Here is an 18523-nt window from a genome sequence, read left to right on the forward strand (position 1 = left end):
CCGACGGTCACCGTCCAAGCGCTTACGACAAGTTGCACTTCAAGGATGAGAGATTATCGAGTAACGTGCCAATCTTTCTAGATTAAACGTTTCAGCAAGCGTATTTTCAAGGCTAGCAGGATTTTTGGCCCTTCTGCCGTGATCACGCCAAAAGTCATCCTGCAACGCTAAGCTGATTCATTCAAAACAATACCTGGCGCCAACCGGACGCCAAAAAGGAGAAAGCATGCTCGAGCTCACTCTAGAGCAGATATCCATGGCTCAGACGGCTGTGGATAAAGACGCTGCACTGCAACTGCTCGCCGACAAACTGGTGGCCGATGGCTTGGTGGCTGAGGGTTACCTCGCTGGCTTGCAGGCTCGCGAAGCCCAGGGCTCGACCTTTCTTGGCCAAGGTATTGCCATCCCCCACGGCACTCCGCAGACCCGCGACCTGGTTCATTCGACCGGTGTGCGCCTGCTGCAATTCCCCGAGGGTGTGGATTGGGGCGACGGCCATATCGTCTACCTGGCGATCGGTATCGCGGCCAAGTCCGACGAACACCTGCGCCTGCTGCAACTGCTGACCCGCGCCCTCGGCGAGACGGACCTGGGCCAGGCCCTGCGCCGTGCCGGTTCCGCCGAAGCGTTGCTGAAGCTGCTGCAAGGCGCGCCGCAGGAACTGGCCCTGGATGCCCAGATGATCGGTCTTGGTGTGTCGGCTGACGATTTTGAAGAACTGGTATGGCGCGGCGCTCGCCTGCTGCGCCAGGCCGATTGCGTGAGCAACGGCTTTGCCGGGGTGTTGCAGCAAGTCGATGCGCTGCCCCTGGGTGACGGCTTGTGGTGGCTGCACAGCGAACAGACCGTCAAGCGTCCGGGTCTGGCATTCGTCACGCCGGACAAACCCATCCGCTACCTGGGTCAACCGTTGAGCGGGCTGTTCTGCCTCGCCAGCCTCGGCGAGGCCCACCAGGCCCTGCTGGAAAGACTCTGCGCCTTGCTGATCGAAGGTCGCGGCCACGAACTGGGTCGCGCCACCAGCAGCCGCAAGGTGCTGGAAGTGCTCGGCGGCGAATTGCCCGCCGACTGGCCCAGCGCGCGCATCGGCCTGGCCAATGCCCATGGCCTGCATGCACGCCCGGCGAAGATCCTCGCCCAGTTGGCGAAAAGCTTCGAAGGCGAGATCCGCGTGCGCATCGTCGACGGCCAGGACAGCGCCGTATCGGCCAAGAGCCTGAGCAAGCTGTTGAGCCTGGGCGCCCGTCGCGGTCAGGTCCTGGAATTCATCGCCGAGCCGAGCATTGCTGCCGATGCGTTGCCGGCGCTGCTGGCGGCCATCGAAGAAGGCCTTGGCGAAGAGGTTGAACCGCTGCCGCCGCCGAGTGCGCCGCGGGAAACCGTGATAGCCGAAGTGGCGACTGTCGTGTTGGCGCCCGAATCAGGCAGCCAGATCCAGGCCGTCGCCGCCGCCCCGGGCATCGCCATCGGCCCGGCCCACATCCAGGTATTGCAGGCCATCGACTACCCGTTGCGCGGTGAGTCGGCGGCCATCGAGCGCGAGCGCCTGCAAAACGCCTTGAGCCAGGTGCGCCGCGATATCCAAGGCCTGATCGAACGCGCCAAGGCCAAGGCCATCCGCGAGATCTTCATCACCCACCAGGAAATGCTCGACGACCCGGAGCTGAGCGACGAAGTCGACACTCGCTTGAAGCTGGGCGAGAGTGCGCAGGCGGCGTGGATGGGGGTGGTTGAAGCCGCCGCGAAAGAACAGGAAGCCTTGCAGGACGCCTTGCTGGCCGAACGTGCCGCCGATCTGCGCGACGTCGGCCGTCGTGTGCTGGCGCAACTGTGCGGTGTCGAAACCCCGAACGAACCCGATCAACCCTACATCCTGGTGATGGACGAAGTCGGCCCGTCCGACGTAGCCCGCCTGGACCCGACGCGGGTGGCGGGGATCCTCACCGCCCGTGGCGGCGCCACCGCCCACAGCGCCATTGTTGCCCGGGCCCTGGGCATTCCGGCGCTGGTGGGCGCCGGTGCGGCGGTGTTGCTGCTGGCGCCGGGTACGTCCTTGCTGCTGGATGGCCAGCGCGGTCGCCTGCACGTGGACCCTGACGCTGCCACCTTGCAACGGGCTGCGGAAGAACGCGACACCCGCGAGCAGCGCCTCAAGGTTGCCGCCGAGCAGCGTCATGAACCGGCGGTGACCCGTGACGGTCATGCCGTGGAAGTGTTCGCCAACATTGGCGAAAGCGCCGGCGTCGCCAGCGCGGTGGAGCAGGGGGCCGAAGGCATTGGCCTGTTGCGCACCGAGCTGATTTTCATGGCCCACAACGAGGCCCCGGACGAAGCGACCCAGGAAGCCGAATACCGCAAGGTGCTCGACGGCCTGGCCGGTCGACCGCTGGTGGTGCGTACACTGGATGTTGGCGGTGACAAGCCGCTGCCGTACTGGCCGATCGCGAAAGAAGAAAACCCGTTCCTCGGTGTGCGTGGCATCCGCCTGACCTTGCAGCGTCCGCAGGTCATGGAAGCGCAACTGCGGGCCTTGTTGCGTTCGGCGGACAGCCGTCCGCTGCGAATCATGTTCCCAATGGTGGGCAGCGTCGATGAGTGGCGCCAGGCCCGGGACATGACCGAGCGCCTGCGCCGGGAAATTCCCGTGGCAGACCTGCAACTGGGGATCATGATCGAAGTGCCGTCCGCCGCATTGCTGGCGCCGGTGCTCGCCAAGGAAGTCGATTTTTTCAGCGTCGGCACCAACGACCTGACGCAATACACCCTGGCGATCGACCGTGGTCATCCGACCCTTTCGGCCCAGGCCGATGGCTTGCACCCGGCCGTGCTGCAACTGATCGACATCACCGTGCGCGCCGCCCATGCCCATGGCAAATGGGTCGGTGTGTGTGGCGAACTGGCGGCCGACCCACTGGCGGTGCCGGTGCTGGTGGGCCTGGGTGTGGACGAACTGAGTGTCTCGGCCCGCAGCATTGCCGAGGTCAAGGCGCGGGTCCGCGAATTGAGCCTGACGCAAGTACAAACCTTGGCCCAAGAGGCCTTGGCCGTGGGCAGCGCCGATGACGTGCGCGCATTAGTGGAGGCGCTGTAATGGCGAAGATTCTTACCCTGACCCTCAACCCGGCGCTCGACCTCACGGTGGAGTTGGCGCGCCTGGAACCGGGCCAGGTCAACCGCAGCGACGCCATGCACGCCCACGCCGCCGGCAAGGGTGTGAACGTGGCCCAGGTGTTGGCCGATCTCGGCCATACGCTGACGGTCAGTGGTTTTCTGGGCGAAGACAATGCCCAGGTGTTCGAGACGCTGTTTGCCCAGCGTGGGTTTGTCGATGCTTTTATCCGTGTTCCCGGCGAAACTCGCAGCAATATCAAACTGGCCGAGCAGGACGGCCGCATCACTGACCTCAACGGCCCGGGCCCGGTGGTTGATGAAGCCGCACAGCACGCCTTGCTGGCGCGCCTTGAGCAAATCGCCCCCGGCCACGACGTGGTTGTGGTGGCGGGCAGCTTGCCCCGGGGTGTCAGCCCGCAGTGGTTGCAGGCCTTGATCACGCGTTTGAAAACACTCGGCCTGAACGTGGCCCTCGACACCAGTGGCGAAGCCTTGCGTGTCGCCCTGGCGGCGGGGCCGTGGCTGATCAAGCCGAACACCGAAGAACTGGCCGATGCGCTGGGTTGCGAGGTGGTGAGCGAATTGGCCCAGGCGCAAGCGGCGCAGCGCCTGCACGCCCAGGGCGTCGAGCATGTGGTGATTTCCCACGGTGCCGATGGCGTGAATTGGTTCAGTGTCGGTACGGCGCTGCATGCCTCGCCACCCAAGGTCAGCGTCGCCAGCACCGTGGGTGCCGGGGATTCGCTGCTGGCGGGCATGCTGCACGGCCTGCTCAGCGCCGACACCCCGGAACAGACGCTGCGCACCGCCACGGCCATCGCTGCCATGGCGGTCACGCAGATCGGTTTTGGCATCCACGACACCGCGTTGCTGGCGTCGCTTGAACAGGGCGTGCGCGTGCGCCCCCTGACAGAACAATAAGAGGGTTAGCAAGAATGAAACTAGCCATTGTGACGGCCTGCCCCAACGGCATGGTCACCAGTGTGTTGTGCGCCCGCCTGCTGGACGCCGCGGCGCAGCGCCAGGGGTGGAGCACCAGTGTCGAAGTCCACGACGCGGCCCATCCGGAACGCCAGTTGTCGGCGGCGACCCTCGAAGCGGCCGAGTGGGTCTTGCTGGTTGCCAGCGGCCCGGTGGACATGTCGCGGTTTGTCGGCAAACGCCTGTTCCGCAGCACCCCGGCCCTGGCCCTGCAAGACGTCGATTCGGTGCTGCGCCGCGGCGCCGAAGAGGCCGAGGTTTTTCTCGCCTCGGATGTCGTGGAGGAGGCACCCGCGGTGTCGACCGAGCGTGCTCCGCGCCTGGTCGCCATCACCGCATGCCCAACGGGCGTTGCCCATACCTTCATGGCCGCCGAAGCATTGCAGCAGGCGGCGAAGAAGCTCGGCTACGACCTGCAAGTGGAAACCCAGGGTTCGGTCGGTGCACGCAATCCGTTGAGCGCCGAGGCCATCGCCGAGGCGGACGTGGTGCTGCTGGCGACTGACATCGAAGTCGCCACCGAGCGTTTTGCCGGCAAGAAGATCTACCGCTGCAGCACGGGCATCGCCTTGAAACAGGCCGAAGCGACGCTGAACAAAGCGCTGGTCGAAGGTCGCCAGGAAAGCGCGTCGAGCGGTGCCAGCGCCCCGGCCAAGTCGGAGAAGACCGGCGTCTACAAGCATCTGCTGACGGGCGTGTCGTTCATGTTGCCGATGGTGGTGGCCGGCGGTCTGTTGATCGCCTTGTCGTTTGTATTCGGCATCACCGCCTTCAAGGAACCCGGTACGTTGGCGGCTGCGCTGATGCAGATCGGCGGCGACACCGCGTTCAAATTGATGGTGCCGCTGCTGGCCGGCTACATCGCCTATTCCATCGCCGACCGTCCAGGCCTGGCGCCGGGGATGATCGGCGGGATGCTGGCGAGCACCCTGGGCGCCGGCTTCATTGGCGGGATCATCGCCGGTTTCCTGGCCGGTTACGTGGCCAAGGCGATCAACCGCTACGCGCGCCTGCCCCAGAGCCTGGAAGCGCTCAAGCCGATCCTGATCATCCCGCTGCTGGCGAGCCTGATCACCGGCCTGGTGATGATCTACATCGTCGGCAAACCAGTGGCGGGCATGCTTGAAGGCCTGACCCATTTCCTCGACAGCATGGGTACCACCAACGCGATCCTGCTGGGCGTGCTGCTGGGGGCGATGATGTGCGTCGACCTCGGTGGGCCGATCAACAAGGCCGCCTACGCGTTTTCGGTGGGGCTGCTGGCTTCCCAGAGTTATGCACCGATGGCCGCGACCATGGCCGCCGGCATGGTGCCGCCGATTGGCCTGGGCATCGCCACCTTCATCGCCCGGCGCAAATTCGCCCAGACCGAGCGCGAGGCCGGTAAAGCCGCGCTGGTGCTGGGGCTGTGCTTCATTTCCGAAGGGGCGATTCCGTTCGCCGCCAAGGACCCGCTGCGGGTGATCCCGGCCAGCATCGCCGGCGGCGCGCTGACCGGTGCGCTGTCGATGTACTTCGGCTGCAAGCTCATGGCCCCCCACGGCGGCCTGTTCGTGATGCTGATCCCCAACGCCATCAATCATGCATTGTTGTACCTGCTGGCGATCGTGGCGGGGAGCCTGCTGACGGGGGTGGCGTATGCGCTGCTCAAGCGGCCTGAGGTGGTGGAGATGGCGTTGGAGCCGGCCAAGGCCTGATCACTGCTGTGCCTACTGTGGGAGCGAGCCTGCTCGCGATAACGGAGTGTCAGACAGCCTGTTTGTCGACTGACACACCGTTTTCGCGATCAGGCTCGCTCCCACATTTCGTTCTGCTGAGTTCATGAGGTCCTGTCACACCCACTTCACAGAGCCATGCTTAAGTTTTCCCATTTAAGGGAGAACACCATGAGCGAATTCGACCTGGGCCGCCGTCGTGTGATGCAAGCCGTGGGGGCGGGGTTGTTGTTGCCGGGGCTGGCGCCGGCGGTGATGGCGTCGGTCAAGGATCGGCCGGTGCTCACCGACGGTGTGCAATCGGGCGACTTGCAGGGCGACCGGGCGATGATCTGGAGCCGCAGCGACCGTCCGGCGCGGATGGTGGTGGAGTGGGACACCCGTAGCACGTTCAGCAATCCGCGCCGCCTCGTCTCGCCCATGGCCGACGCCCGCAGCGATTTCACTGCCCGGGTCGAACTCACCGGGCTGCCCCGCGACCAGGCGATTTTCTACCGGGTGCATTTCGAAGACGCCCAGAGCGGTGTCGCCAGCGAACCCTGGCTGGGCCATCTGCGCAGTGTGCCGCAGTTCAAGCGCAACATCCGTTTTGTCTGGAGCGGCGACACCGTCGGCCAGGGCTTCGGGATCAACCCGGACATCGGCGGCATGCGCATCTACGAAGCCATGCGCCTGCGCCTGCCGGATTTCTTTATCCACAGCGGCGACACCATCTACGCCGACGGCCCGGTGCCGGCGCAAATCACCGCCGAGGGTGGACGCGTCTGGCGCAACCTCACCACCGAAGCCAAGAGCAAGGTTGCCGAGACCCTGGATGAGTATCGTGGCAACTATCGCTATAACCTGATGGACGAAAACGTACGCCGCTTCAACGCTGAAGTGCCGCAGATCTGGCAGTGGGACGACCATGAGGTGGTCAACAACTGGTCGCCGGGCAAGCAACTGGACGAGCGCTACCAGACCAAGGATATCCACAGCCTGGTGGGGCGTGCGCGACAGGCCTGGCTGGAATACGCGCCGATGCGCCGGCAGAAGGCCGACGGCGGCGGGCGGATCTACCGCAAGCTCGGTTACGGGCCGCTGCTGGATGTGTTCGTGCTGGACATGCGCAGCTACCGCGAAGCCAACGACGCCAACCTCGGCGCGGCCAAGCCGTTCCTGGGGCGCGAGCAGTTGAATTGGCTCAAGCGCGAATTGAAGCAGTCCCGTGCCCAGTGGAAAGTCATCGCCGCCGACATGCCCATTGGCCTCGGTGTGCCGGATGGCGAAGTCAGCCCCGGCGTGCCGCGCTGGGAAGCGGTTGCCAACGGTGACCCGGGCGCGGCCCAGGGGCGTGAACTGGAGGTCGCCGAACTGCTCGGCTACCTGCGCAAGCATCAGGTGCGCAACTACGTCTGGCTCACCGCCGACGTCCACTATTGCGCCGCCCATCACTACCACCCCGAACACGCCGCGTTCCAGGATTTCGAACCATTCTGGGAGTTTGTCGCCGGGCCATTGAACGCCGGCAGCTTCGGGCCCAATGCCCTGGACAAGACCTTCGGCCCGGAAGTGGTGTTCCAGAAAGCGCCCCCGGCCCAGAACACCTCGCCGTTTGCCGGGTATCAGTTCTTTGGCGAGGTGAACATTGATGGGCCGAGCGGGGAGATGAGCGTGGTGTTGCGGGATCTGGAAGGCGTGGCGGTGTTCGAGAAGAAGTTGCAGCCGGTTTGACTGCCTGTCGCGCCAGGAACCTCTGTGGGAAAAGCCACTGTGGGAGCAAAGCTTGCTCGCGATAACGGTATATCTGTCTAGAAGTGGCTGACTGACAGTTCGCCATCGCGAGCAAGCTTTGCTCCCACAAGGGGGCGGTGGGTTACTTAAGATTGGAGACCGTCAGTAGACATCCCGCCGATACCGCCCCTGCTCGATCAGCCGCTCCACTTCCTCACGCCCCAGCACGTTGTTGAGCACGTGATCCACCCCGGATGCCATGCCCTGCAAGCTGCCGCAGACATAGATCACCGCGCCGTCGGCCAGCCATTGCTTGAGCAGCGCGGCCGACTCCAGCAGGCGGTCCTGGACGTAGACTTTCTGCTTCTGATCCCGGGAGAAGGCCAGGTCCAGGCGTTCCAGGTCGCCCGAGGTCACCCATTCCTGCAGCTCATCGCGGCAGTGGAAATCGTGTTCGCGGTTGCGCTCGCCAAACAGCAGCCAGTTGCGCTGCATGCCCTCGGTGACGCGCGCCTTGAGCAGGCTGCGCAGGCCGGCCAGGCCAGTGCCGTTGCCCAGCAGGATCATCGGCACACCCTGGGCCGGCAGATGGAAGCTGCTGTTGCGGCGCAGCCGCAGGCTGACGGCGCTGCCCAGCGGTGCGTGTTCGGTCAGCCAGCCGGAACCGACGCCCAGGCTGCCGTCGGCGTGACGTTCCTGGCGCACGATCAGCTCCAGCATGCCGTCGGCCGGGATCGAGGCGATGGAGTACTCGCGTATCGCCAGCGGTGCCAGGGCATCCACCAGTGCCTGGGCATGCAGGCCGACCAGATGGGCGCGGTTTTCCGGGAGTTGGCGGGTCGCCAGGGCCTGGTCGAGGCTCTGGGACAGGCCATCGACTTGCACGCGCGCGTGGCCGGAGAGGCCGAGCCCGTCGAGGAAATGCTCGATCGCCAGCAGGTCATTGCGCGGCAGGATTTCCACCAGGTCACCGGCCAGCCAACTGCTCGGGCCGGGGGCGGTGAGGCCCAGCAGGTACACGCCCGCGCCGCTGCTGTCGGGATTGAGCAGGGTGCGCTGGCTGAGGGTCCAGTTTTCGAAGCTTGGCGCCTGCCAAGTGTCCAGCGGGGCTTGGCCGGTCAGCTCCGCCAATTGTTGTTGCCAGTGACGCAGGGCATAAGGGTCGCCGCTGTCCACTTCCACCGGCGCGAACAGGGTCTTGCCGCCGTGTTCCGCCAGCCAGGCGTGCAGGCGCCGGGCGAAGCCGCAGAAGTGTTCATATTGCCGGTCGCCCAGGCCCAGCACCGAATACTGCAGACGCTCCAGGCTCAAGGCCTGGCCCAGCACCTTGCGTTCGAAACCACGGGCACTGTCCGGCCCTTCGCCGTCGCCAAAGGTGCTGACGACAAACAGCGCATGGGTGGCGTCGTTCAGGTCCTGCTCACGCACACCGGCCAGTGGCTGGACCTTTACGGGCAAGCCGGCGGCCTGGAGTTGGCCGGCGGTCTGCCAGGCCAGTCGCTCGGCGAAACCGCTTTGGCTGGCGAAGCCGATCAGCCAGGCCGGCGCATTGCCCGGGTTGGCGATGAGGGCCTGACGGGCGTTTCTGACGTGGCGCTTCTTGCTGCGGCGGTCCAGGTACAGCAACCAGCCGGTGATGAAGAACAGCGGCATGGTCAGCGCGGCGACGGTCACCAGAATCCGTCCGACCAGGCCGAAGTAACTGCCGACATGCAGGGCATAGACACTGGTCAGCAACTGCGCCTTGAAGCTCTTGTCGCTGTAGCGACTGTGCCGGCTGATGACGCCAGTGGCCGGGTCGAGGGTGAGCTGGTTCAGCGCCCGGTCGTGGGGCGAGTTTTTCAGCAGGTAGAACACGGTCGCCGGTTGCCCGGCCACGGGTGGCATGCGCACGTTATAGGCCGAAAGCCCCGGGCCGGCGGCGCTGTAGATACTGCTCCACATGGCCCGGTAATCGGCCACGGGCAGTGGACCGCTCGGCGCCGGGCCGCGATTGCGCACCCGTTCCTCTTTCGGTGAATCGGAGAGCAGGCGGGTCACGCCTTTGTTGTACCACTCGTAGGACCAGGTCAGCCCGGTCAGCGCCGCCAGCAGATAGAACACCAGGCACCAGGTGCCCGCCACGGAGTGCAGGTCCCAATTGAAGCTCCGGCCTTTTTTCCCCCAGTCGAGGGTCAGCCAGGCGCGCCAGCTTTTCCATTGACGCGGCCAACGCAGGTACAGCCCGGACAGGCAGAAAAACACCAGGATCAGCGTACAGGCACCGGTGATTTGCCGACCGACATCATCCAGGGTCAGGACGCGGTGCAACCTGAGCATAAAGCCGAAGAAGTCCTGGCCCGTCACATCGCCCATGAACTGTGCGTTGTAAGGGTTGAAATAGCGCATGGCGCCCCGTTTTTCCCCAGGAGGCGCCGCAAAGATCACCCGCGCGGCGTTGCCGCTGTCGGTCTCGACCCAGAGCATGGCGACGGTCTTGCCGGAGACGGCCTCGATCTGTTCCACCAGTTCGGCGGGCGGCAGCACGCCGGCCGGTTGCTTCTCGACCATCAGCACCTGTGGATTCAAGGTCCGCAGGATTTCATCCTGGAACGACACCACCGCCCCGGTAACGCCCATCAACGCCAGGACCAGCCCGGCACTGATGCCGAAAAACCAGTGCAACTGGAACAGGGTTTTCTTCAACACGTCGCTCGCCTTGTTCATTTACTGTTCATCACGGCGTGCATTATGCCGTGTGTTATCGAGAAGCATTCATAAACACACCCAAAAGCCTCGATCTTTTGCATGAGCGGGCCAGTGATGGCGTGAGCGACGAAAATCCTGCGGGAGCGAGCCTGCTCGCGAAGAGGCCAGCACATCCAACATCTTCATTGACTGGAACACCGCATTCGCGAGCAAGCTTTGCTCCCACAGATCTGATGGGTGTACGACCGGGAGAGCCAGGTCGGCTGTTAGGCCGCCTCGCGGTGGACGTTGATCTCGGCGCCCCGTTAACCACGCTGGCTGAACGGAGCAATGCCTTCGTTCAGGCACACCGAGCCTAGGCGAGGTGCCAAGTGGTGGGGCAGGAGCGTTTTGCTAACTTTTGACTGGGCCGGCTCCCGGGCTCTTCAAAAGTGAGCGGCCGTAAGGGCGGAACCATAAGTAGCCGTTACCTAAATAACGGATCTGCACACCAAACCATCAATAAAAAACGGCGCTTTCCATTTCTGGAAAATGCGCCGTTTTTTATTACGCAACAGGGCAAGAACTACGAGCTCAAGCGCCCAAACACATCACACGTAAAACGATTTCAGCGGCGGAAAGCCATTGAACTCCACCGCGCTATAGCTAGTGGTATAGGCCCCGGTCGACAGCCAATACAGACGATCCCCAATAGCCAGGTTCAACGGCAACCCGTACTTGTAGTTCTCATACATGATGTCGGCGCTGTCACAGGTAGGCCCGGCAATGACCACTTCTTCCATCTCGCCTTTCTTCTCGGTCCAGATCGGAAACTTGATGGCTTCGTCCATGGTTTCGATCAGGCCGGAGAACTTGCCCACATCCGTGTACACCCAACGCTCGACGGCGGTACGGGACTTGCGCGCCACCAGCACCACTTCGCTGACCAGGATACCGGCGTTGGCGATCAACGAACGGCCCGGCTCCAGGATGATTTCCGGCAGGTCGTCGCCGAAGTCTTCCTTGAGGAAGCGGATGATTTCCTCGGCGTAGGTTTCCAGGCTGTTGGTGCGGGTGATGTAGTTGGCCGGGAAGCCGCCACCCATGTTGATCAGCTTCAGGACGATGCCGTCTTCTTCCTTCAGGCGTTCGAAGATCACCTTGACCTTGGCGATCGCCGCGTCCCAGACGCTGATGTCGCGCTGTTGCGAGCCGACGTGGAACGAAATGCCGTACGGCACCAGACCCAGGTCGCGGGCCAGGATCAGCAGGTCCATGGCCATGTCGGTCTGGCAGCCGAACTTGCGCGACAACGGCCAGTCAGCGGTGGTCGAGCCTTCGGTGAGGATCCGTACATAGACTTTCGAGCCCGGCGCGGCCTTGGCGATGTTGCGCAGGTCTGCTTCGGAGTCGGTGGCATACAGGCGCACGCCCTTCTCGTAGAAGTAGCGAATGTCGCGGGATTTCTTGATGGTGTTGCCGTAGCTGATCTGATCCGGGCCGACGCCACGGCTCATGACCTTGTCCAGCTCATAGATCGAGGCGATGTCGAAGTTCGAGCCTTTATCCTTGAGCAGGTCGATGATTTCCACCGCCGGGTTGGCCTTGACGGCGTAGTAGACCTTGGCGAACTCGAAACCGGCGCGCAGGTCGTCATAGGCCTTGGAGATCATCGCGGTGTCGATCACCACGAACGGGGTTTCCTGCTTGTCGGCGAACGCTTTCATTTTCTGGAAGGTTTCGCGCGCGAAATAATCTTCGACCTGGATCGACATACTTGGGACTCCTACTGGCAAACATCAGGATCAATGGGTGTGAGGGCAAGCAGCCCTCGTGAACGTCCTCCGTATCCCCACTTTGGTTCGCCTACTTCCCAAGGCATGTCGCCGAAAGCAAAAAGGCCACGGGATGCGTGATGCCCTTGGCCTTGCTGTCTCGTCGTCAGTACTTGAGCCGGATGGATCGTTTCCAGCATGGACGTTCGGCGCGAACTTTAGGGCGTGAGGGGCCTGAGATCAACTAAAAATGTCGCGTTTTTGCACACATCCGTCGTGCGGCCCGCGACAGCTCATGATGTAACCGACCTGCGTGACAGATTGATGTTCCCTTGGATTGGTTTTTCAAGGCGGCTGATGATCGTTCCCACGCTCTGCGTGGGCATGCAGCCCGGGACGCTCCGCGTCCCCAGAGCCGAACGCGGAGCGTCCGTGGAGGCGTTCCCACGCAGAGCGTGGGAACGATCAAAGGCTGCTGTGCTTGGTCAGACTGAGGCAGTCTCGGCCGGCGAGACAATGCTGGTCTTGCCCCCGCGCGAGCGCCCCGAGCTCAGGTACTCGGCAATCGATTCCTGGGTCACTTCGCCGAGGAACACCCGCTCGGCATCCATCACCGGCAGCCACGAGCGGTTGAACTCGTACATGCGCGACAGCAGGATCCGCAGGTGTTCGTCATAGGCGGCGGTGGCGTTGAATTCGCGCAGGTATTGTCCGCAGGTGCCGGTCTGGCGGTACAGGTCGCGACGGCGCACATACCCCAGGGCCTTGTTCTCGGCGCAGGTGACCACCACGTAGCGACGGTCATGTTCGTCCATCAACTCCAGTGCCTCACCCACTGGCGTCTCGGGGCTGACCGACGGGGCGTTGTCCGCCGCGTCTTCGGCCTTGACCAGCAACAGGCGCTTGAGCGTGCTGTCCTGGCCGACGAAGCTGCTGACGAACTCGTCGGCCGGATGCGCCAGCAGCGTGTCCGGGTGATCGAACTGGACCAGCTTGCCGGCGCGGAAGATCGCGATCTTGTCCCCCAGCTTGATGGCTTCGTCGATGTCGTGGCTGACCATGATCACGGTCTTGTTCAGCGCCCGCTGCATCTCGAAGAACTCGTTCTGGATCATCTCGCGGTTGATCGGGTCCACCGCGCCGAAGGGTTCGTCCATCAGCAACAGCGGCGCATCGGCCGCCAGGGCCCGGATCACGCCGATCCGTTGCTGCTGGCCACCGGACAGTTCACGGGGGTAGCGATGCAGGTACTGCTTGGGTTCGAGCTTGATCATGCTCATCAGCTCGCGGGCGCGGTCGTGGCATTTCTGCTTGTCCCAGCCGAGCAGGCGCGGGACCACGGTGATGTTTTCCTCTATGGTCATGTTCGGGAACAGGCCGATCTGCTGGATCACATAGCCGATGTTGCGGCGCAGGGTCACTTCGTCCAGGCCGGTGGTGTCTTCACCGTTGATCAACACCTTGCCGGAGGTGGGCGGGATCAGGCGATTGATCATCTTCAGCGTGGTGCTTTTGCCACAGCCCGACGGCCCGAGGAACACGCAGATCTCGCCTTCGTTGACGGTCAGGTTCACCGAGTCCACGGCCTTGACGTCTTTGCCGTTGCTCTTGAAGGTTTTGCTGAGGTTTTGAAGTTCGATCATTTCAATAGTCCTTTTGGTGTCAGCGAGCGTTGCAGCCATTGCAGAAGCAGGTCGGCGAAGATGGCCAGGAGACTGACCAGCACGGCGCCGACGATCAGCATCGACATGTCGCTGCGGCTGATGGAAGCGAGGATGAGCACGCCCAGGCCACCGGCACCGATGGTGGCGGCGATGGTCATGACGCCGATGTTCATGACCACGGCGGTGCGTACGCCGGCCAGGATCACCGGCACGGCGATGGGCAGTTCGACCATGCGCAGGCGCTGGCCGAAGGTCATGCCGATGCCGCGAGCGGCCTCACGGATGCCCGGTTCGACGCCGGTCAGGGCCAGGTAGGTGTTGCGCATGATCGGCAACAGCGAATAGAGAAACACCGCGGTGATCGCCGGCATCGGGCCCAGGCCTTGGCCGAACTTGGAATAGAACGGCAACAGCAGGCCGAACAGCGCAATCGACGGAATCGTCAGCAGCACCGTGGCGCTGGCCTGCAATGGGCCGGCGAGCGCCGGGAAGCGGGTCATGAAGATGCCCAGCGGCACACCGACAACAATGGCCAGGGTCACGGCGATGCCCACCAGGGTGATGTGCTGCCAGGTCAGGTGCAGTACCAGCGGCCAGTCCAGATGGGAAAAGGCGTCAAGAAAATCCATGGCTTTTCCTCCAGGTCATTGGGTTGAGAGCAGCGAATGCTGGCGCAGGAAATCGGCGGCAACGGTGGAAGGGCTTTCGTGGTTGACGTCCACGCGGGCGTTGAGCTGGCGCATGGTTGCGTCGTCGAACAGCTCGGCCAGGGGCTTGAGCTGTGCGGCCAGTTGCGGATGCGCGTCGAGGTACGCCTGGCGCACCACTGGCGCGGCGGTGTAGTCGGGGAAGTAATGCTTGTCGTCTTCCAGCAACTTCAGCTTGAACGCGTTCAACCGGCCGTCGGTGGTGTACACCAGGCCGGCGAAGACCTGGCCGTTGCGCAGGGCGGTGTAGACCAGGCCCGCGTCCATCTGCCGGATGTTCTTGCGGGTCAGGTTCATGCCGTACTGCTCGACCATGCCAGCCAGGCCGTCGGAGCGGTTGGCGAACTCGGTGTCCAAGGCCACCAGATGATTGTCATCGGCTTCGGCCTGCAGCACCGTGTTCAACTGGCTGATGCTGTTGATCTGCGGGTATTGGCGGGCGATTTTTTCCGGCAGGGCCAGGGCGTAGGTGTTGCTGAATTTCGACGGTGTCAGCCAGACCAGGCCTTTTTTCGCGTCGAGTTCTTTCACCCGGGCGTAGGACTGGGCGCTGTCGAGTTTCTCCGTGACATGGTTGTAGGCCACCAGTGACACACCGGTGTATTCCCAAAGCATGTCCAGTTGCCCGGTTTCATGGGCGCTGCGGGCCAGGTTGCTGCCCAGGCCGCCGGTGATCTGTGCGTCGTAGCCCTTGCTGCGCAGGTATTGCGCGGTGATCTCCGCCAGCAGCGTCTGTTCGGTGAACACCCGGGCGCCAAGGCGGATCAGCGGTTTTTCAGCGGCTTGGGCGAATCCTGCGAACAGCAGGACGCAGCCCAGTATCAAGCTCAACTTCTTCATAAACGATTTCCTTTATCCAGCCGGGCTTATGACGGTCGCAGACCGCGTTCCAGCCAGAGGCGGCTGGCCAGTGTCACCAGGCCGTCGAGCAGCAGCGCCAGCAGGGCGGTGCAGGCCGCGCCGAGCAACAGCTGCGGCTGGTTGTTCAAGGCGATGCCGGGGAAGATCAGGCTGCCGAGGCTGTTGGCGCCGATCAGGAACGCCAGCGGCGCGGTGCCGACGTTGATCGCCAGGGCCACGCGCACGCCACCGACGATGATCGGCACGGCGTTGGGCAACTCGACTTTCCACAGCACCTGGCGCGGGGTCATGCCGATGCCGACGGCGGCTTCCTTGAGGGAGCCCTGGACGTTTTTCAGGCCTTCATAAGTGTTGCGCACGATGGGCAACAGCGAGGCGAGGAACAGAGCGAAGATGGCAGGACCGCTGCCGATGCCCAGGATGCCCAGGGCGATGGCCAGCACGGCCAAGGGCGGCACAGTGTTACCGATGTTGAACACTTGCATGAAGCGTTCGGCGCGCCCGACCATGCCGGGGCGGCTGAGGGCGATGCCGGCGGGAATGCCCACGAGCAGGGCCGCCAGCATGGAGGCCAGGACAAGCAGCAGGTGCGCTTGCAGGTAGAACAGCAGATCGTCGTGGTAGCGTTGGATCGTATCGATGCCGATCCAGTGGACCAACAGGGCCAGGAGCGCGACGACGACCGCACCCCCGATAAGCCCTTTGCCATAGCGGATAGCCACAGGCGGACTCCTTTGTCTTTCAGTCGGCGCACGCTTTCCCGGGCGGCAAACCATCACTGGTTGCCGGGAAAACGTTCGCGAGAAGCAGCTCTTTTTCATGCCGGTAAACGGCAGGTAAATCGAGCCATGAGCGCAGCCTCGTCAGGCTAACTTGCTGATTTTTCAGACCCTGACGAATAGCCGTAACAGGGTGGTGGACGCCTCCACGCTGCTAAAGGTTCCCATGCCGGGGAAGATCTGGCCACCCTGGATGCGCTCAACGGTTCGGTTCCTGGCACAAGTTGAGCTATAATCGCCGCCCTTTTTTGAATCACCTGCCAGGCGATTTCCCATGACCAACCAGGCCGCCGAAGTCGCGAAACGCCGCACTTTCGCCATTATTTCCCACCCCGATGCCGGTAAGACCACCATCACCGAGAAGCTCTTGCTGATGGGCAAGGCGATTGCGGTCGCCGGCACGGTGAAATCTCGAAAATCCGACCGCCATGCCACCTCCGACTGGATGGAAATGGAAAAGCAACGGGGTATTTCCATTACCACGTCGGTCATGCAGTTCCCGTATCGCGATCACATGATCAACCTGCTCGACACCCCGGGCCACGAAGACTTCTCTGAAGACACCTACCGCACCCTGACGGCAGTGGACTCGGCGCTGATGGTCCTCGACGGCGGTAAAGGCGTCGAGCCACGGACCATCGCGCTGATGGACGTCTGCCGCCTGCGGGACACGCCGATTGTCAGCTTCATCAACAAACTCGACCGTGACATCCGCGACCCGATCGAACTGCTCGACGAAATCGAAGCGGTCCTGAAGATCAAGGCGGCGCCGATCACCTGGCCGATCGGCTGCTACCGCGACTTCAAGGGCGTGTACCACCTGGCCGACGACTACATCATCGTCTACACCGCCGGTCACGGGCACGAGCGCACCGACGTCAAGATCATCGAGAAGCTCGACTCCGACGAGGCGCGCGCGCACCTGGGCGACGAGTACGATCGTTTTGTCGAGCAACTGGAACTGGTGCAGGGCGCCTGCCATGAGTTCAACCAGCAGGAATTCCTCGACGGCCAACTGACCCCGGTGTTCTTCGGTACCGCCCTGGGCAACTTCGGCGTGGACCATGTGCTCGACGCCGTGGTCGATTGGGCCCCGCGCCCGCTGGCCCGTGTCGCCAACGAGCGCACCGTGGAGCCGGTGGAAGAGAAGTTCTCGGGCTTCGTGTTCAAGATCCAGGCGAACATGGACCCCAAGCACCGCGACCGCATCGCGTTCATGCGCATCTGCTCCGGCAAATACGAAAAAGGCATGAAGATGCGCCACGTGCGCACCGGCAAGGACGTGCGCATCGGCGACGCCTTGACGTTCTTCTCCTCGGAACGCGAGCAACTGGAAGAGGCCTTCGCCGGTGACATCATCGGCCTGCACAACCACGGCACCATCCAGATTGGCGACACCTTCACCGAAGGCGAAACCCTGGGCTTCACCGGCATCCCGCACTTCGCCCCGGAACTGTTCCGCCGCGTACGCCTGAAGGATCCGCTCAAGTCCAAGCAACTGCGCCAGGGTCTCCAGCAACTGGCCGAAGAGGGCGCCACCCAGGTGTTCTTCCCGACTCGCAGCAACGACATCATCCTCGGTGCTGTCGGTGTGCTGCAGTTCGACGTCGTCGCCAGCCGCTTGAAAGAGGAATACAAGGTCGAGTGCTCCTACGAGCCGATCACCGTGTACTCCGCCCGTTGGGTCGAATGTGGCGACAAGAAGAAACTCGAGGAATTCTCCAACAAGGCCGTGGAAAACCTCGCGCTGGACGGCGGCGGTCACCTGACCTACCTGGCCCCGACCCGGGTCAACCTGGCGCTGATGGAAGAGCGCTGGCCGGACGTGAAATTCCGCGCGACCCGTGAGCATCACTAAGCGCTGAGCTGAAAAATCAAAACCCCGTTGCGAAAGCTGCGGGGTTTTTTTGGCTTGTCCCGTGTCCTGAACATGAATAATTCACTGTGGGAGCGAGCTTGCTCGCGATAGCGGTGGGTCAGCTTGCCTGGATGTTGGATGTGCCGACCTCTTCGCGGGCAAGCCCGCTCCCACACTGGATCTTCAGTGGGCAAGATATTTATGTTCGGCACAGTTTCTTCTGTGGGCCTCTTCGCGGGCAAGCCTTGCTCCCACACTGGATCTTCAGTGGGCAAGAWATTTATGTTCGGCACAGTTYCYTCTGTGGGAGCGAGCTTGCTCGCGATAGCGGTGGGTCAGCTTGCCWGGATGTTGGRTATGCCGRCCTCTTCGCGGGCAAGCCCGCTCCCACACTGGATCTTCAGTGGGCAAGAAACTTGTGTTCGGCACAGCTTCCTCTGTGGGAGCAAAGCTTGCTCGCGATAGCGGTGGGTCAGNCGCGGGCAAGCCCGCTCCCACACTGGATCTTCAGTGGGCAAGAWAYTTRTGTTCGGCACAGYTTCYTCTGTGGGAGCAAAGCTTGCTCGCGATAGCGGTGGGTCAGCTTGCCWGGATGTTGGATGTGCCGACCTCTTCGCGGGCAAGCCCGCTCCCACACTGGATCTTCAGTGGGCAAGATATTTATGTTCGGCACAGTTTCTTCTGTGGGAGCA

General features: G+C 63.0%; 11 protein-coding genes. 5 read left to right on the forward strand and 6 right to left on the reverse strand.

What is annotated here, in order from left to right:
* The first annotated feature begins 226 nt into the window (after positions 1 to 226).
* The 4 genes from ptsP (at position 227) to ASC85_RS19390 (ending at position 7520) form a co-directional block, all read left to right on the forward strand.
* Entirely contained in the window at positions 227 to 3091 is a 2865-nt protein-coding gene (gene ptsP / locus ASC85_RS19375; RefSeq protein ID WP_057450940.1) for a phosphoenolpyruvate--protein phosphotransferase, read from the forward strand.
* Positions 3091 to 4032: a 1-phosphofructokinase gene (gene pfkB / locus ASC85_RS19380; protein ID WP_057450941.1), complete on the forward strand. Its 942-nt coding sequence runs from the start codon at positions 3091 to 3093 to the stop codon at positions 4030 to 4032. Before ptsP ends, pfkB begins: the two co-directional genes overlap by 1 nt.
* A gap of 14 nt (positions 4033 to 4046) precedes the next feature.
* On the forward strand, positions 4047 to 5789 hold the full coding sequence (locus ASC85_RS19385) for a PTS fructose-like transporter subunit IIB (RefSeq protein WP_057450942.1): 1743 nt from the start codon (positions 4047 to 4049) through the stop codon (positions 5787 to 5789).
* Between the two features lie 189 nt (positions 5790 to 5978).
* The gene (locus ASC85_RS19390; RefSeq protein WP_057450943.1) at positions 5979 to 7520 is read left to right on the forward strand and encodes an alkaline phosphatase D family protein; all 1542 of its coding nucleotides are present in this window, start codon (positions 5979 to 5981) and stop codon (positions 7518 to 7520) included.
* 162 nt (positions 7521 to 7682) lie between these two features.
* Here the strand turns inward: ASC85_RS19390 and ASC85_RS19395 are convergent, their stop codons facing one another.
* From ASC85_RS19395 to ASC85_RS19420, 6 genes are all read right to left on the reverse strand, one after another.
* Complete coding sequence (locus ASC85_RS19395) at positions 7683 to 10208, reverse strand: sulfite reductase flavoprotein subunit alpha (protein ID WP_156395660.1); 2526 nt, start codon at positions 10206 to 10208, stop codon at positions 7683 to 7685.
* Between the two features lie 590 nt (positions 10209 to 10798).
* Positions 10799 to 11962, reverse strand: coding sequence for a type III PLP-dependent enzyme (locus ASC85_RS19400; RefSeq protein ID WP_018611340.1), 1164 nt, complete (start codon positions 11960 to 11962; stop codon positions 10799 to 10801).
* A gap of 485 nt (positions 11963 to 12447) precedes the next feature.
* On the reverse strand, positions 12448 to 13605 hold the full coding sequence (locus tag ASC85_RS19405; protein WP_057450945.1) for an osmoprotectant ABC transporter ATP-binding protein OsmV: 1158 nt from the start codon (positions 13603 to 13605) through the stop codon (positions 12448 to 12450).
* Positions 13602 to 14255 (reverse strand): ABC transporter permease, encoded by a 654-nt coding sequence (locus tag ASC85_RS19410; RefSeq protein WP_003197757.1) that lies wholly within the window; start codon positions 14253 to 14255, stop codon positions 13602 to 13604. Before ASC85_RS19410 ends, ASC85_RS19405 begins: the two co-directional genes overlap by 4 nt.
* Positions 14256 to 14270: 15 nt before the next feature.
* Positions 14271 to 15173, reverse strand: coding sequence for a glycine betaine ABC transporter substrate-binding protein (locus ASC85_RS19415; RefSeq protein ID WP_018611334.1), 903 nt, complete (start codon positions 15171 to 15173; stop codon positions 14271 to 14273).
* A 26-nt stretch (positions 15174 to 15199) separates the two neighbouring features.
* Positions 15200 to 15916 (reverse strand): ABC transporter permease, encoded by a 717-nt coding sequence (locus ASC85_RS19420; RefSeq protein ID WP_014336595.1) that lies wholly within the window; start codon positions 15914 to 15916, stop codon positions 15200 to 15202.
* A gap of 331 nt (positions 15917 to 16247) precedes the next feature.
* Between ASC85_RS19420 and ASC85_RS19425 the strand changes: the two genes are divergently transcribed.
* Positions 16248 to 17831, forward strand: coding sequence for a peptide chain release factor 3 (locus ASC85_RS19425; protein ID WP_057450946.1), 1584 nt, complete (start codon positions 16248 to 16250; stop codon positions 17829 to 17831).
* Positions 17832 to 18523: the final 692 nt, after the last annotated feature.

The organism is Pseudomonas sp. Root401, assembly GCF_001425105.1.
In the GTDB taxonomy this organism is placed as follows: Bacteria; Pseudomonadota; Gammaproteobacteria; order Pseudomonadales; family Pseudomonadaceae; genus Aquipseudomonas; species Aquipseudomonas brassicacearum.